Origin of the sequence: Prosthecobacter sp. (genome assembly GCF_044227185.1) — a bacterium.
In the GTDB taxonomy this organism is placed as follows: domain Bacteria; phylum Verrucomicrobiota; class Verrucomicrobiia; order Verrucomicrobiales; family Verrucomicrobiaceae; genus Prosthecobacter.
The window spans coordinates 180328-196678 of the sequence record NZ_JBGAFO010000010.1 but is presented as its reverse complement, the minus strand read 5'-3'; the positions used below and the strand labels follow the sequence as shown (position 1 = coordinate 196678).

Sequence of the window (16351 nt, the reverse complement as noted above, 5' to 3'; positions counted from 1 at the left end):
CGAAATGAAATCGGATGGGGCGAGGCAGACGCGGGTGTGGAAGTTGTCAGAGTGCAAAGCCGGCGTGAGAAGAGTGTAAGGGATGCGGGAGCCGGGGGCAATGCCCTTCCTTTTGTTCGTGACATCTGGCGGCCGGTTTACGTACCATACGTCTCCACCCATCCACCCGACCATGAAAGCACTCTGCCTCTCCCTCCTCCTCGCCTCCACGCTCGGCGCCCCTGCGGCGCTGCTTGAATCGCCGCAAAAGGGCGGACTGAAGGTTCAGTCGCTCAGTTCGCTCAGCTTTGGGCCGGAGGGGGTGCTGCTGGTGGCGGAGCCGGGCACGGCGAGCGTGGTGGCCATTCAGACGGGGGACGTGGGGCCGAAAAAGGAAAAGCTGGCGAAGCCGGTGGCGGACATCGGCGCGCAGATTGCCGCCGGACTCGGGGCGAAAAAGGAGGACATCACGGTCAAGGACCTGGCGGTGAACCCGGCCAGCGGGCGCATCTATCTCGGCGTGCAGCGCCGGCCGGACAACGCGGTGCTGATTGTCAGCGTGGGCTCTGACGGCAAGGTGGCGCCGCTGAATCTGGAACCGCTGTCCTGGGTGCGCATCACGCTGCCGGGTGGCACGGCCAGCAAGGTGACCAACATCACGGACGTGGCCTTCGACAAGGACCGCGTGTTTGCCACGGGCACCTGCAATGAGGAGTTTGCCTCCCGCATCTTCACCATTCCCGTGCCGCTGAAAAATGGTGCCACGGCCAATGTCTTCAGCGCGGAGACCTACCATGTGGCGCATCGCAAATGGGAGACGAAGGCCCCGATCCAGAGCTTCATCCCGTATCAGTCGAATGAAGGCACGTATGTGGTGGGCGCGTTTGCCTGCACGCCGGTGGCGAAGTTCAAGGTGGATGACATCCAGAGCGGCGCACAGGTGAAAGGCGTGAGCATGGTGGAGCTGGGCAGCGGCAACCGCCCGCTGGATCTCTTCAACTACACCGACAAAAGCGGCAAGGAATGGCTGGTGGTGCATACCCAGCGCTTCAAGCAGAATGCCTTTGGCCCCAGCAAGATGTGGGGCGCGCGCATCAGCATGGACTACCTGGACGCCAACGCGCCGGAGAAGACGAATGAAAACGCCGCACGCCGTGATGAGAAAGAGCCGAAAGGCCCGGAGGGCATCGAGATCGTGGATGCGCTGTTCGGAGCGGTGCAGGTGGACAAGCTGAGCGACAGCGAAGCCGTGGTGCTGCGTGATACGGAGGGCACCCTGAGCCTGGAAGTGGCCGCGCTGCCGTGAAGCGCTGGCTCACGGCTTTCTGCCTCGTGGCCTCCCTCGCCTGCGCCGCGGAGGTGCGGCTGAAGGATCCCGGGCACATCGAGGCCCGCGGCAGTGACATGCGCGTGTTTCGTGGCGATGAGATCGAACCGCTGTTTGGCAGCGTGGTGAAGACGGGCGACAACGTCCTGTTCACCGCCGCGCTGCCGCTGGTGGCGGGGGAATCCTATCGTGTGGAAGTCAAATCACCGGACGGGAGCTGGAGTGAGAGGAAGCTGACCTTCCGGCTGCGGCAGGCCGCCGTGCCGACCGTAAGCATCTCCCCCGCGCCCACGGTGCTGCCTGCGAATGCGCTGAAGCTCTACCTGCACTTCAGCGAGCCGATGGAGCAGGGGGTGTTTCTGGAGCGCATCACTTTGCAGCGCGAGGATGGCAGTGTGGTGAATGGCGCGTTTCGCGAGACAGAACTGTGGTCGCCGGATGGCAAACGTCTGACGCTGTGGCTGCATCCCGGGCGGCAGAAGACGGGGGTCAATCTGAACACCGACGAGGGGCTGGTTTTGCAGGAGGGCAGGAAGCACACGCTGAAGATCGCCGCCAGCTGGCGTTCGACCGCAGGCGTGGCTTTGGGAAAGGAGGCGGTGTTTACGGTGGCTGCCGGAGCCGCCGACCACTCCTGTCCTGATCCGCAGCGCTGGCAGGTCCGGGTGCCGAAAGCGGGAACGAGTGATCCGCTAAAGATCACTTTCGATGAACCGCTGGATCCCGCCATGCTCGCCACGGCATTGAAAGTGAAACGCGGTGGAACGGAAATCGCGGGCACGGTGGCGATGGGCGTGGATGCGCGGTCGTGGTACTTCATCCCCGCCGAGGCATGGGCGCCGGGGCCGGGCGTGATCGTCATTGATCCGCTGCTGGAAGATCTGGCGGGGAACAATCTGAACGGACCGTTTGAGGTGGACCGTGAGGCGCCGGTCAAGGCGGCGGGGATGAGAGAGGTGAAGTTTGAGATTCGATGAGTTGGGTTCCGTGGGTTGGCACCCATGGCTGCGATAGTGACAGCCCACCGGGCTTGGGCCGGGGAGATGTTCCCCCCTCACGAAATCGCCGAGCAGGCCGCCTTGGTGAGCGGGGTGGTGAGGAGGCGGGTGGTGAGGGGCTTGGTGGGAGGCGGGGGTGGAGGTGGCTCGGGGGCTGGCGGGGGCAGGGTGGCGAGGTGGGTGTTCCGCTGCTGCCATGCGGCGGTGAGCTTGTGCACGAGGGTGTCGATCTGATTGATGTCCCTGGCGTGCACCTGCAGAAGGGGAATGCCCTGGGCCAGAAAGATGTCGTGCACCAACTGCCGGTCGCGGAGTTTGCGGCCGGTCTTGCCAGGGCTGTCGTCTTCAAATTCAATGGCCACCATCGGCAGCCAGTCTTCTTTCCGGTAGATGAGGAAGTCGATGTGACGCTGGCAGATTTTGAGAAAACCGGCCACGTTTTCATCCTGAAGGATTTCAGAGAGGCGCGGCTTGCATTGGATATGGCAGCGCTGGGCGGTGAGGTTTTCGAGGCAGGCGTGAAACAGGGATTCGTCGGAGGTCAGAAGGGGGCAGGGGATGGGGGGAAAATCAGAAGGGGAAAGTGCAGATGTAGCAGGTGAGGTCTGCATGACTGCATTGTTATGGAAATTATAAAACGAGGCAACTTTGGATTGGTAAAAACGGTGTAAGGCAGCGCCCCGAATGAGGGCCCTCTCGTGCGGGGAAATGTTCTATTGAACAGGTATTGTTTTCTGAGATAATAAGACCTCCCATGCCCTCTGAACCTGCCGCCGATACGCAAGACCTCGTGGACTGGCTGTTCCTCGATTTGAACAGCTATTTCGCCAGCGTGGAGCAGCAGCTCCGCCCGGAGCTGCGCGGGAGGCCCATCGCGGTGGTGCCGGTGGACTCGGACACGACCTGCGCCATCGCCGCGAGCCACGAGGCGAAGAAGTTTGGGATCAAGACGGGGACGAACATTGGCGAGGCACGGCGGCGCTGCCCCGAACTGATCACGGTGATGGCGTCTCACGATGTGTATGTGGAATTTCACCATAAGGTCATTGAGGAGGTGGAGCGGCATTTTCCGGTGCAGGTGATCTGCTCGATCGATGAGATGGCGTGCAAGCTGGACGCACCGCGCCGGCATCTGAGTGAGGCGCTGGACCTGGCCCGGCGTATCAAGGAGGGGCTGCGGGAGCGGGTGGGGGAGTGCATCACCTGCTCCATCGGTCTGGCGCCGAACCGCTTCCTGGCGAAAGTGGCCAGCGACATGGAGAAGCCGAACGGGCTGGTGGTGCTGCGGCAGCAGGACCTGCCGGGGCGGCTGCTGGAGCTGGAACTGCGGGATCTGTGTGGCATTGGTCGGCGGATGGAGCCGCGCCTGCGTGCCTGCGGCATCCGCACGGTGGCGGAGCTTTGGGCGGCGGAGCGTGAAACGCTGCACCGGGCCTGGGGCGGCGTGTGCGGGGACCGCTTCTGGCATGGCCTGCATGGCGGCGCGACGGAGGATGACGTGCCGCCGGCGCACCGGACCATCGGCCATAGTCACGTCCTGGCCCCGGAACTGCGCACGCCACCAGCGGCGGGCGTGGTGGCGCGGCGGCTGCTGCTGAAGGCGGCGAGCCGGCTGCGCCGCATGAAGTACCGGGCCACGCACCTGCACCTGAGCGTGCGGCTGGAGGACGGGCCGCGCTGCGAGGCGCAGGCAAAGTTTGAAGAAGGGTCCGACAGCATCGTGATGGTGCGGCTGCTGGCGAAGCTGTGGGAGCGGGTGATGAAGCAGGCGCGCTGGCAGCGGGCGAAGAAAGTTTCCGTGACGCTGTTTGGCCTGGTGTCTGAGGCGCGGCCGCAGCAGCTCGAGCTTTTTGATTTATCGGGTGAAGCGGTGCCCAAGGAGCAGCGCGAGCACCTGAGCCGCGTGCTGGACGAAATCAATCAAAGGCATGGGCGCGACTCGGTGGTGATCGGCTTCACGCCTGACACAGTGCGGACGTTTTCGGGGACGAAGATCGCCTTCACACGCATCCCGGACCGGGAGGAGTTTAAGGAGTAGCGGGGCGCGCTGGTTCCGCGCGCTTCACCTCTTCTTTTTGCGCTCCGGCGGCGGGAGTGTTTGAAGACGCAGGCGCAGCCGGCCGGGAAGTAGCCGGCGGGGTGGTGGCAGCGGGGGCGGCGCTCGGTGCGGGCGGGCCCACGACTTCGGGAGGGGTGCTGTAGGCGATCAACTGGGTGACGGTGGCAAAGCGGTAGCCGCGGGCGGTGAGGTCATCCAGCGTGGCGGGCATGGCGGCGATGGTCGTCTCGTGGATGTCGTGGCAGAGGATGATGGAGCCTGCGCGGGTCTGGCTGTGGATGCGGTCATAGACCTTCTGGGCGCTGCGCGGGTGCTGCCAGTCCTGGGGGTCCACATCCCAGAGGATGGCGGGGTAGCCGAAGGTTTGCTCAATGCGCGCGCGCTGGGAGACGCCCACGGCGCCGTAGGGCGGGCGGTAGAGCAGCGGGGCCACGCCGCAGGCTTTGACGATGGCGTCATGGGTGCGGCGGAGCTGGCTCTCCACGCTGTCCTTGCTGAGCTGCGTGAAGAGGGGGTGGGACCAACTATGATTTCCCACTTCGTGTCCTTCATCCACGATGCGGCGGACCACATCGGGAAAGGCGGCGGCGTTTTTGCCCACGAGAAAGAAGGTGGCGTGGATGCCGCGCTGCTTGAGGAGGTCCAGCAGACGGGGGGTGAGAACCGGATCCGGGCCGTCGTCAAAGGTGATGGCGATGAGCGGCACCGTCACCTCGCAGCGGGTATAGACGCTCTTGCGGTTGGGCGGCAGGAAGCGGGGCAGCGTGGCCGGGTCTGGCAGCGCGGGCCGGGGCTCCTCGTCCACGGGGAGGGCTCGCCGGCTTTCGATCTTCATGGGTGATGAAGCGGTGCCCTGGGCCGACAGCAGGGTGGCAGTGCAGAAAAACAGGGCAAACAGACGCGGCAGAAACATGGGGCGTGAAAGCTCGCACGCTGCGGAGGAGTTGGCAACGGGGCTTGAAAGGTTCTTCGCCCGCCGGGCCGGTTGCGGACGCCCGCCAGTTCAGAAACGGTAGGTCACCGAAAGGCGGAACATGCGCGGCTCGATGGGGTGGACGTGTACGTCATTCACCGGAGCGGGGTCGGATTTGAGCTGGGAGGCGTAGTAGTAGGCCACGTCGTAGTCGCTGCGGTTGAGGAGGTTGAGGCAGTCCAGGGCGATCTCAAAGTTCTTGTGCCGGTAGCCGATGCGGCCGTTGACCTGGATGGACTCACGCGAATAAACGGAGACGAGCTGATCCAGGGGGCGTGGGGCGATGTAGCGCATGCGCAGGGAGCCAAAGAAACCCTGCGCGCCGCCGAGGGTGACGCCCGCGTTCAGAGTGTAGGGGATGGAGTTCGGGACACGCTGGTGGGAAGGGTTTTCGGTGAGGAGATAGGCGCGGGTGTAGGTGGCCTCCACGTCCACCATGGTCCAGTCATTGGGCCGCCAGTAGCTGGAAAGCTCCACGCCAAAACGCTGCGAGGACGGGCCGGGGCTGGAGGAGCCGGTGTCGCCTTCATAGATCAGCTCGGAGCCGCTGTGCAGCGTCCAGAAGGAGAGGGTGTTTACCAGCTTGGGGATGGATTCATTGCGGATGCCGAACTCGGCGCCGTAGGTGCGCACCAGGGGCGTGGCACGGGTGGAGGGCAGGCCGGTGGCGGGATCGATGGTGGAGACCACGCCGCGGGCATCGTTGCTGTGGAAGCCGGTGCCCGCGTTGATGTAAAACTCGGTCTTGGCCCACGGGCCGAAAACGAGGTTGAGCTTGGGGCTGAGGATGCCGTTGATCTTGGAGCCGGAGTTTCCCGCGATATTGCTTTTGGTGACGTCAAACTGCATCACATCACCGCGCAGGCCGGGGATGATGCGGAGCCATTTCGTGGGCTTGAGCTCGGCTTCCGCATAGATGCCCCAGGTGTCCTGGATGATGTCGTTGAGGCTGATGGTGTTCCAGCGCTGGCGCTGGGTGGTGTTGTAGAGGCCGAGGCCGTTGATGAAGTCCGTGCGCATCTGCACGCCGAGGGTGAAGCGCTGCTCCTGCCCCAGGGCGTCCCAGCGCCAGTCACGCGCCACCTGCCCGCCCACGAACCAGCGGTGGTCCTGCTGCTCGAACTGGTCTCCCTGCACGGGATTGTCCATGAAGAAGGTGAAATCGGAGAAGAGGTCGAGATCGTAATAGCCGGCGTAGAGGTTGGTACGCGTGGTGGTGTGGTCGCCTTCGTGCACCCAGTCAAAGGAGAGGCTGTGCCGCTGCGAATTGCCGCCGTCGGTGGGGTCGATGTTGCCGTAACGACCGATGAGGCTGCCAATCACACGCTGAGGCACCTGGTCGGTGGAGACCCATCTGCCGTGGTAGCCCATCAGGGTGACGTTGACGCTGTCCGTGGCATCCGCCCAGTGCCAGCGGGCGAAGCCGTTCCAGCGGGACGCATTGGCGGGCAGGTCCCAGGGGCCGTTGTAGTACTGCTGCTCCACCGCCACGGTGAGCTGGCCCGCACCGGCCTTGATGGTATCCGCCACCAGCACACGCTCATATTGAAACTGGCCCAGCGTGGTGCTCAAAATGCCCTGGGGCAGGGAGTCCACGAGTTTGAAGCGCGCCGCGCCGGTGGAGCTCAGATCCCCATGCTGGGCGAAGTACGTGCCCTTCCAGTAGTCGAGCTGGCCGACGAGTTCGGGAATGAGGAAGTTCATGTCCGCGTAGCCCTGCCCGTGGGCATGGTTGCGCAGGTTCACCTGCATGCCGTCCACGTAGATGGCGAAGTCATTGCCATGGTCCAGGTTGGTGCCACGCAGGTAGTACTGGTTCGCCTTGCCATCGCCGCTGTGCTGGGTGGCGATGAAGCCGGGGATGCTCTCCAGGAGTTCGCCACGGCGGGAAAACGGCCGTGCCAGCAGCTCCTTGGCGCTGGTCTGGCCCTTGGAAGCTGAGGTGGCGATGCCGATAAGGCTCTCCGCCTTGCCCTCAATGACCATTTCGGGCATTTCCAGCGCCTCCTCCTGGAGGCTTTGCGCATGCCCCAGCCAGGGCAGCACGAGGGCGCCGCACAGGGCAGTGGTAAGACGAAAGGGGGGCATGAGGGCGTTTTTAGGACGACACCCCACCGTGATTCCCACAAAATGACCGCAGATTTTGCGCTTCGCCACACGTTGGCTATGGTACCGACCCCATGTCCGCCAAAACCACCCGCATTCTCCTCGCCGATGACCACGCCGTGGTCCGCAACGGCTTCCGCATGATCCTCGCCGCGCAGTGGGACATGGAGGTTGTGGGAGAGGCGGCCAACGGACGGGAGGCGGTGGAAAAAGCCGTGCAACTGCAGCCGGACGTGGTGGTGCTGGACGTGACGATGCCCGAGCTCAACGGCATTGAGGCGGCGCGGCAGATCACCAAGGCGGTGCCGAAGGCGCGCATCCTGGCGCTTTCCATGCAGAAGGATTCCGTCTATGTGCGTGAAATGCTGCGCGCGGGAGCCAACGGCTACCTTTTGAAGGACAGCAACGAGAGTGATCTTCTCTCCGCCGTGCGCGCCGTCGCCAATGGCAAAGGGTTCCTCAGCCCGGAGGTGAGCGACGCGGTGCTGGACGACTACCGCAAGCACGTGACCAACCCGATCGACCTGCTCTCACCGCGTGAGCGCGAAGTGCTGCAGATGATTTCAGAGAGCAAGACGAACAAGGAAATAGCCTCCGTGCTTAACCTAAGTGTTTACACGGTGGAAGCGCATCGCGGTCGCATCATGGAAAAGCTCAATCTGCACTCCATTGGGGAGCTGGTGCGTTTCTCCATCCGCAACGGGCTCATTGACTGAGCGCAGGGTGTGGAAAATGGCGTCTTTTTTGTTGTTGGAAACGTTGGGGGAAGTGGCTTGAAATGAAGCCCTTGCCTTAAATTAAAAATCTCCATCGCAAAAAATAAGCTCCTTCTTTCCCGCATGCCTGCAACCTCGTTCAATAAGCTATCAGCCTATATCAAGGATCTCTCTGCCGGACTCGTCGTCTTTTTGGTGGCCCTGCCCTTGTGTCTGGGGGTGGCGCTGGCCTCCAATGCGCCGCCCATCACGGGGATTCTGGCGGGGATTGTGGGCGGTATCCTGGTGGGGGCGCTGAGCGGCTCCCACACGAGTGTGAGCGGATCTTCCGCGGCCCTGACGGCCATCGTGGCGGCGCAGCTTGCCACCCTGGGCTCCTTTGAGGCCTTCCTCATGGCGCTGGCGCTGGCGGGGGTGATTCAGATCATCCTGGGCCTGTGCCGTGCCGGCGGCGTGGCGGCGTATTTTCCCTCCAGCGTGGTGAAAGGGCTGCTCGCGGCGATCGGCGTCATCCTGGTGCTGAAGCAGATTCCCCACGTGGTGGGGCACGACCCCGATCCTGAAGGTGAAATGAGCTTTGACCAGCCTGACCATGAAAACACCTTCACGGAACTGTGGCACTCGCTGTTCGACATTCAACCGGGTGCGCTGCTGGTGGGGGTGGTGTCCATTCTGCTGATGATCGTCTGGGACAGAACCAAGGCGCTGAAGAAAAGCCCCGTGCCGGCTCCGCTGGTGGTGGTGCTGCTGGGAGTAGTGATCAGCGTGCTGCTCAAGCAGTTTGGCGGATCATGGGCGATCGGGGCCACCCACATGGTGCAGGTGCCGGTGGCGAAGGACTTCGGAGCTTTCCTGGGCTTCTTTAAAACGCCCGATTTTTCCGCGCTGGGAAATCCTGCCGTTTACGCCGGTGCGGCAATGATTGCGATGGTGGCCACGCTGGAGACCCTGCTCAATCTGGAGGCCGTGGACAAGATCGACCCGGAGCAGCGCCAGAGCCCGGCGAACCGGGAGCTGATCGCGCAGGGCGTGGGCAACCTGACAATGGGGCTGATCGGCGGCCTGCCGATCTCGAGCGTGATCGTGCGCAGCAGTGTGAACATCAATGCCGGCGCAAAGACCAAGCTCGCCACGGTGTTTCACGGCATCCTGCTGCTGGGCTGCGTGCTGATGATTCCCGGGCTGCTGAACCAGATCCCGCTGGCCTCCCTGGGGGCCATCCTGTTGGTGACGGGCTTCAAGCTCGCCAGCCCGGCGCTGATCAGGCAGATGTGGCAAGAGGGGCGCTACCAGTTCCTGCCCTTCATCCTCACCGTGGTGGCGATTGTGCTGACGAATTTGATCATCGGCATTCTCATCGGTCTGGTGATCAGCCTGGGCTTCATCCTGCGGAGCAACATGCGGCACCCTTTGCGCAAGATCATGGAGAAGCACGTCACGGGCGATGTGCTGCGCATCGAGCTCGCGAGCCAGGTGGGATTCTTCAGCCGGGCCACGCTGGATGAAACCCTGAGCAACGTGCCTGGCGGCAGCCATGTGCTGATCGACGCGCGCAGCACGGAATTCATCGATGCGGACATCCTGGACCTGATCAACGACTACCAGCACAACACAGCCAAAGTGCGCGGGGTGCAGGTGAGCCTGGCGGGCTTCAAGGACAAATACCACCGGCTGAAAGACCACACCTTCTTCCAGGACTACAGCAGCCGCGAGGTGCAGAGCAGCCTCACCCCGGAGCGTGTGCTGGAGATTTTCAAGGAGGGCAATGAGCGCTTCCGTGAGGGCAGGCAGATCAAACGAGACATTGGACGTCTGGTGGACGCGACCTCCGCCGGCCAGTTCCCCATGGCGGTGGTGCTGAGCTGCATCGACTCACGCACGCCCGCGGAGCTGATCTTTGACCTGAGCCTGGGAGATGTCTTCAGCGTCCGGATCGCCGGCAACATCGCCCCGGAAAAGGTGCTGGGCAGCATGGAGTACAGTTGCGCCGTGGCGGGGGCGAAGATGATCCTGGTCATGGGGCACACGTCCTGCGGGGCGGTCAACGCGGCGGTGGACCTCATCACCAGCCAGAAGACGGTGGCCGAGGCCACGGGATGCGCCAATCTGGACTCGCTGATCGCTGAGATTCAGCAGTCGGTGGATCTGACCACGTATAAGAAAGACGGGAGCTGGCTGCCCGGCGAGAAGGCGGCGTATTCCAATGAGGTCTCCCGCCGCAATGTGCTGCGAACCATGCGCATGATCATGGAGCGCAGCAGCACGCTGGCGAAACTGATCGAAGACGGCCGGGTGGTGCTGGTGGGGGCGCTCTACGATATTCAGACGGGCATGGTGTCCTTCTTCCAGACTCCGGCCTCCAGCGCCGCTGCCATTCCGAATGCATCGTCGCTGTCAGTTCCGATTGTCAAAGCTGTCTAAGGTTCTACCGGTGGCCCATGTCGTTCACCTTCCTTCGCATCACGGAGCGTTATGTTCTGCGCGTTCTGGCGCTGGGTTTCCTGCTGGTGATGGTCCTGCTGGGAACGGCGGGCCTCATCGCCGTGCGGCAGAGCCAGGGCATCCGGCGCGGGGTGGAGCAGATGGCGCGGGACCAGTTTCTCATCGCCCGGCTGCGGCAGGATGTGCAGTCGGAGGAAAACACCATGGCCGGGGTGCTGCACCAGTTTGCCCAGTTTGAGCTGAAGCGTGATGACCTGGTGAAACTGCTGCAGGAGCTGGACGAGAGCGACCGGCAGATTTCACGGCTGGGAAGCGAGGTGAGGTCCCTGGCGGGGCCGGAGCTGTGGGCGGATCTTGACAAAGGTGTCAAGGCGTTCACCCAGGAATCTCACCGCCTGCTGGAAAGCCAGGAGCCTCTGCAACGGGACAAACTGGAGACCTTGTTTCAGCATCACGGCCGGGTCGTCGAACTGGTCAATGAACTCATCAAGAGCAGCTCGGAGCATCTCACCACCACCGAGCACCAGCTCGAACAGCAGTCGCAGGATCTTAGCGATGACTCCATGCTGCTGCTGGGCTCGAGCACCATCCTGGCGGCGATCTCCGCCATCCTGACAATCGCCTTCGCCCGCAAAAGCATCCAGCGCATCCGCTGGCAGTCTGAGGAGCTGAGCCGTGTGTCCTGGCACATGCTGCAGACGCAGGAGCAGGCCGCGCGGCGCTTTTCCCATGAACTGCATGACGAGCTGGGGCAGTCGCTGGCGGCGGTGCGCGCCAACCTGACCAAAGGCTCGACGCAGGACCTGCCCTCCCTGCGCGCCGACTGCCTGCATCTGGTGGATGAATCCATCGCCAACGTGCGCGAGCTCTCGCAGCTCCTCCGCCCCGTCATTCTCGATGATTTCGGTCTCGACGCCGGTCTGCGCTGGCTCGCGGAGAAATTCGGCCAGCGCACCCGTCTCAAAGTGGATTACGTATCCGACTTCACGGGGCGCCTTTCGGACGAGACCGAAACGCACCTCTTCCGCATCGCCCAGGAGGCCTTCACCAACATCGCCCGTCATGCCGAGGCCACGGAGGTGAAAATCAGCCTGCTGCACCGGAATGAGTCCATCCATCTCACCATTGAAGACAACGGCAAAGGCCTGCCCAATCAGAACGACGACATCATCTACAGCCCCAGTCTCGGCATGGTCGGCATGCGTGCCCGTGCCCGTCAGTCCGGCGGCGAGCTCACCGCCACCAGCCGCCAGCCCCACGGCCTCCGCATCGAAATCGTCGTTCCCCTTCACCCCCCTCCCAGCGGAGGATAGTCGTCCCGGCTGTCCTCGTAAGACAGTGCCTCCGGCCTGTCCTTTTCCCCCACGGCTTCAACTGCGTGCCTCCTCGTTCCCTCCGCCCCCGCGCTCCGTAGTGGAATACCCCCTCATCAAGGGATGGCACAGCATCCGAGGAGGCTCTTAATTGCCTTTTGACCTTCGATGAGCACCCGTTCCCATGTCAGCCCCTGCGGCTGTCACGAATCCACCCTGGAGACTCAGCCGGCGGATGGGTGTCTCCAGCACCTTCGCCGGGTGGTGGGGCATGCGGCTCGCTTCCTTCCGGTCCAGGGGCCCTTGGGGGTTTTCATTCATTACAACACCCTCCGTTCATTCCAGCACCGCAGGTTTGAAGAGGCCGTCCTTGAGGGGGCGGATCTCTACAAGGCGGAGCCCTACCTCTCCGAAGAGGCGTATCAGTTGGAGCGGGGCAGGGGCCGCATCCTCGATGAAGACATCGACGCCGTTCTTAGCCGTGAGCCTGACCTGGAAATCCTGCCCGGCAGGCTCAGTCGTCGGGAGCTCAGGCGGGCCATGCTCATTCCCGGCGTGCGCCGGGTGAATGGCATCAACATTTCCTGGCAGTTGGAGGAAGGCGGCTGGCTGGACTCCTTTCGCAGTGACCTCCCGCCTGCTTCCGCCGCCGCACTGCGCGTGGATTCCCCGCAGGCGCTCTGGGAGGCATGCCTCGCACGGGTGAAGCCCCAGCCTCCTCCACCTCCGGTCATGCCCAAACGTCCGCGCGATGTCGTCCTGGCACAGCACGGCATCGACATGGATGCGCTCATTCATCCGCCTCTCATCCGCCTCACGGCAGCCTATCTCGATCAGGGCATCGCCTACTGGCCCATGCCTCATCGGGACAAGGGCCTGCTCAAGGCCGCTCGCAAGATCATGCCCCAGGCGTTCGCCATCTTTCCCGCTCACTTCAGCGGGGTGCGTGCCGAATTTCTCCGCCAGGAGGCGGCAGGCATGGATGCCGAGGCCGTGGTCCTGGAGGCTCTTGAGCAGCTCGGCGTGCCTCTGTCGCAATGGGAGGACTTTGTCACGGAGGAGCTGCTCGCTTTGCGCGGCTGGGCGGGCATGGTTCACATGCTGGAGCAGGACGCCACCCTGGCGCCGCATGACCGCGTGCGCTGCTCCGTCATGGAGTTGCTCGCGTTGCGCCTCACCTACACCGTGGCGGCTCTCAAGGACATCGCTGGAGACACCCTTGCATGGCGCTCCACGCCGCTGCCCGTGCCACGCTTTGATCCCCTGACCCACGTGGCGCGCGTGTTTGATGTGGTTCAGCTTCTGGGCGTCAGCAGCAGGGAGCTTGCCGCCCTGGCGGACGAGGAGGTGGCACGCTTGGTTCAGGAGATACTCGCCAGCCACGAGATCGAGCGCCGTCGTCTGCTGCATCTGGCCTACGAGCGCAGGCACGAGCGGCGCGTGTTGATCCCCCTGGCAAAACATCGCAGCATGCCCGCCGTTGTTTCAAGCAGCAACAGGCTGGTCGCCCAGGTGCTCTTCTGCATCGACGAGCGCGAAGAGTCGATGCGGCGTGCTCTGGAGGAGGTCGATCACGCCATCGAAACAGTGGGCGTCGCGGGCTTCTTTGGCGTGGCGATCAACTATGCGGGCATCGATGACGCGGGCGGTGTGTCTCTCTGTCCCGTGGTGGTCGATCCGCGGCACGCTGTGCGTGAAGTTCCTGTGGAGGAGCATGAGCACTTGCACCTGCGTCGCCAGGACCTCAGGCGCCTATGGGGCGGCGTTGCGCGCAATGGCTTCATCTCCTCTCGCACCTTGGTGCGTGGCTGGTTCAGCACCGCTTGTCTCGGCTTCCTGAGCCTCTTCCCCCTGGCTCTGCGCGTGCTCACTCCCCTGGCCTTCGGACGCTTCACCAGATTCCTCAACAGGGCCTTCCTGCCGGAGCCCAGGACCGAGTTTGCCTTCATGCGGGATGATGCCGCCTCGCGAGATGCCACCACAGGTTTGATGCACGGCTTCACCACGGAAGAGCTGGCCGGGTGTGTTTATGAGGTGCTCGGCCCCGCCGGGCTGGACAAGGGCCATGCGCGTCTCGTGGTCATTCTCGGCCACGGTTCCACCAGTTTGAACAACCCCTACGAGTCCGCCTACTGCTGCCAGGCCTGCGGCGGGCGCACAGGGGCGCCCAACGCACGCCTGTTTGCCCTCGTCGCCAACCGACCTGTCGTTCGGGAGGCCTTGCGCGCCAAAGGCGTCGTCATTCCTGAAGACACCTGGTTTCTCGGAGGTTGTCACGACACCTGCAATGAGGACATTCACTTCTTCGACCTGGACCTTCTGCCGGAGACCCACCGCGGCGACCTCGTGCGCGTCCATCAGTCGCTGGACAAGGCGCGCACTCTCAATGCTCATGAGCGCGCAAGGCGTTTTGAGGCGGCGGGTCGTTCCGTGGCTCCAGAATCCAGCTTGAGGCATGTGCAGGAGCGGGCGGAGCACATCGGGGAGCCGCGTCCTGAGTACGGCCACTGCACCAATGCCGTGGCCTTTGTCGGTCGTCGTGAGATCACCAAAGGCCTGTTCATGGACCGCCGTGCCTTTCTCGCCTCTTACGACGCCACCAAAGATCCCGGCGATGAAGCGCTGGCACATGTTCTCCATGCCGCGATCCCGGTTTGTTACAGCATCAACCTCGACTATTACTTCTCCGCGGTCGACAACGACGTTTACGGCAGCGGCACCAAGCTCCCGCACAACATCAACGGCTTGCTCGGCGTGATGAATGGTTATCAAGGCGATTTGCGCACAGGCCTGCCCGTGCAGGCGGTCGAAATCCACGAGCCGGTGCGCATTCTCTTCATTGTCGAAACCACCCCGGAACGTCTGATGAAAGTCATCAGGGCGGACGATGAGCTCAACGAAATCGTCGGCAACCAGTGGATTCGTCTTGCCACGATGGATCCTGATGACGGCCACGTGGAGGTGTATCGCGATGGCGTTTTTGAAAAGCTCGCGGGCGATGAAGAGCCGCTTCCTGTGGCTTCCAGCTCGCAGGCTTGGTATGAGGGGAAAATGGAACATCTCGCTCTGGCCCGGATCGAACCAAGGGCTGCGTAACAGCCCCCAGCTCCTCTTTGCATTCATGCCGCTGAAAACCCTCATGCCTCTGCTCATTGCCACACCGGGCGTGCTTTTCCTCGCGCTGAGCTTCCTGTGGCTTCTGGGCGGCGGTGTCACGGAGCGCGTCATGGCGCGGATCACCAAGGTGGCTTATGCGTTTCTCCTGCTTCTCGTGATCATGATTGGCTGGCGCATGAGGGCGGAGGGGCTGCATTCTGTGCGCGTGATGCTGGGAGACTGGTTCACCGTGGGGCACTATGGTTATCCGCTGCCTTTGCTCATTGACAGGCTGTCTCTGCCGCTTGTGGGAATGACCGTGGTGCTGGCCGGCATCGTGGGCTCTTTTTCCCTTCGCTATCTCCATCGGGATCCCGGCTTCTACCGTTTCTTCCTTCTGCTGCATCTCTTCACCTTCGGCGCTCTTCTCATCTTCACAGCGGAATCGCTGGACTTGCTCATTGTCGGCTGGGAAATCGTGGCCATCACCTCCGTCCTGCTTGTCGGCTTCTTCCAGTATCGCCCCGAGCCAGTCCGCAATGCATTGTGGGTCTTCGCCTCCTACCGTGTGGCGGACTTGTTCCTGCTGCTCGCCATCTTCCTGGCGCATCACTGGTTCGGCACCACGTCTTGGACGGGCATGCTCAGCGGCGAGTGGCCTGCCTGCCAGAGTCAGCTCCAGGGCGCGCAAGGCACGGTCATCGCGGTGCTGCTCGTGATCGCTGCAGGTGGCAAATCCTCTCAGGGCCCCTTCTGCGGCTGGCTGCCTCGGGCCATGGAAGGGCCCACGCCCTCCAGTGCGGTCTTCTACGGCGCCATCTCCATCCATGCCGGGGCCTACCTGCTGCTGCGCATCGAGCCCCTCATTCATCAGTCCTGGGGGAGCAGGAGCCTTGTCATCATCATCGGTCTGGCCACCGCCTTCCTGGGCACGCTCGTGCATCGCACTTCGGCTGATGCAAAGACCTCGCTGGCCTATGCAGCGCAGACTCAGATCGGTCTCATCTTTGCCGAGATCGGCTTCGGCTGGACCACCTTTGCCGTCGTCCATCTCATCAGCCATGCCATGCTGCGCACCCTGCAGTTTCTGCGCACACCCTCCATGCTGCGGGACTACCACCGCGTTCATGCCGCCGCTGGTGGAAAGCTCGCGCCCACCGGCAGCCAGTACGACTCCCTGCTGCCCTCCTTCGTGCAGATCTGGCTCTATCGTCTGGCGCTTGGCCGCGGCTTCTACGATGCCATGGTCGAACGCTGGATCATCTCACCCATCCAGTCTCTGGCACGCTGGCTCGCGATTTTCGAACCCCGCGCATCTGTAAAAAAGACGGACGGCCGCTGA

General features: G+C 63.1%; 11 protein-coding genes. 8 read left to right on the top strand and 3 right to left on the bottom strand.

Annotated features, from left to right (window positions below; all coding sequences use genetic code 11):
- The first annotated feature begins 172 nt into the window (after nucleotides 1-172).
- On the top strand, nucleotides 173-1285 hold the full coding sequence (locus ACILSQ_RS22545; RefSeq protein WP_395745927.1) for a hypothetical protein: 1113 nt from the start codon (nucleotides 173-175) through the stop codon (nucleotides 1283-1285).
- A complete protein-coding gene (locus tag ACILSQ_RS22540) occupies nucleotides 1282-2283 on the top strand; it encodes an Ig-like domain-containing protein (protein ID WP_395745926.1) in 1002 nt (333 codons plus the stop codon). Before ACILSQ_RS22545 ends, ACILSQ_RS22540 begins: the two co-directional genes overlap by 4 nt.
- A gap of 77 nt (nucleotides 2284-2360) precedes the next feature.
- On the opposite strand, the gene ACILSQ_RS22535 is transcribed toward ACILSQ_RS22540, so the two are convergent.
- The gene (locus ACILSQ_RS22535; RefSeq protein WP_395745925.1) at nucleotides 2361-2915 is read right to left on the bottom strand and encodes a DUF2726 domain-containing protein; all 555 of its coding nucleotides are present in this window, start codon (nucleotides 2913-2915) and stop codon (nucleotides 2361-2363) included.
- 143 nt (nucleotides 2916-3058) lie between these two features.
- Here ACILSQ_RS22535 and ACILSQ_RS22530 point away from each other — a divergent pair, with 143 nt between their 5' ends.
- Nucleotides 3059-4342 carry a Y-family DNA polymerase gene (locus ACILSQ_RS22530; RefSeq protein ID WP_395745924.1) on the top strand — a complete coding sequence of 428 codons (1284 nt, stop codon included), beginning with the start codon at nucleotides 3059-3061 and terminating at the stop codon, nucleotides 4340-4342.
- Here the strand turns inward: ACILSQ_RS22530 and ACILSQ_RS22525 are convergent.
- Together ACILSQ_RS22525 and ACILSQ_RS22520 are read right to left on the bottom strand one after the other, a co-directional pair.
- Nucleotides 4332-5276 (bottom strand): polysaccharide deacetylase family protein, encoded by a 945-nt coding sequence (locus ACILSQ_RS22525; protein WP_395745923.1) that lies wholly within the window; start codon nucleotides 5274-5276, stop codon nucleotides 4332-4334. The two genes, ACILSQ_RS22530 and ACILSQ_RS22525, sit on opposite strands and share 11 nt — an antisense overlap.
- A 90-nt stretch (nucleotides 5277-5366) precedes the next feature.
- The gene (locus ACILSQ_RS22520) at nucleotides 5367-7424 is read right to left on the bottom strand and encodes a TonB-dependent receptor (protein WP_395745922.1); all 2058 of its coding nucleotides are present in this window, start codon (nucleotides 7422-7424) and stop codon (nucleotides 5367-5369) included.
- Nucleotides 7425-7516: 92 nt separating this feature from the next.
- Between ACILSQ_RS22520 and ACILSQ_RS22515 the strand changes: the two genes are divergently transcribed.
- The 5 genes from ACILSQ_RS22515 (at nucleotide 7517) to ACILSQ_RS22495 (ending at nucleotide 16351) form a co-directional block, all read left to right on the top strand.
- The gene (locus ACILSQ_RS22515; protein ID WP_395745921.1) at nucleotides 7517-8158 is read left to right on the top strand and encodes a response regulator; all 642 of its coding nucleotides are present in this window, start codon (nucleotides 7517-7519) and stop codon (nucleotides 8156-8158) included.
- A gap of 123 nt (nucleotides 8159-8281) precedes the next feature.
- On the top strand, nucleotides 8282-10579 hold the full coding sequence (locus tag ACILSQ_RS22510) for a bifunctional SulP family inorganic anion transporter/carbonic anhydrase (protein WP_395745920.1): 2298 nt from the start codon (nucleotides 8282-8284) through the stop codon (nucleotides 10577-10579).
- A 17-nt stretch (nucleotides 10580-10596) separates the two neighbouring features.
- On the top strand, nucleotides 10597-11913 hold the full coding sequence (locus tag ACILSQ_RS22505; RefSeq protein WP_395745919.1) for a sensor histidine kinase: 1317 nt from the start codon (nucleotides 10597-10599) through the stop codon (nucleotides 11911-11913).
- Nucleotides 11914-12081: 168 nt separating this feature from the next.
- On the top strand, nucleotides 12082-15009 hold the full coding sequence (locus ACILSQ_RS22500; RefSeq protein WP_395745918.1) for a putative inorganic carbon transporter subunit DabA: 2928 nt from the start codon (nucleotides 12082-12084) through the stop codon (nucleotides 15007-15009).
- Between the two features lie 43 nt (nucleotides 15010-15052).
- On the top strand, nucleotides 15053-16351 hold the full coding sequence (locus tag ACILSQ_RS22495; RefSeq protein ID WP_395745917.1) for a proton-conducting transporter membrane subunit: 1299 nt from the start codon (nucleotides 15053-15055) through the stop codon (nucleotides 16349-16351).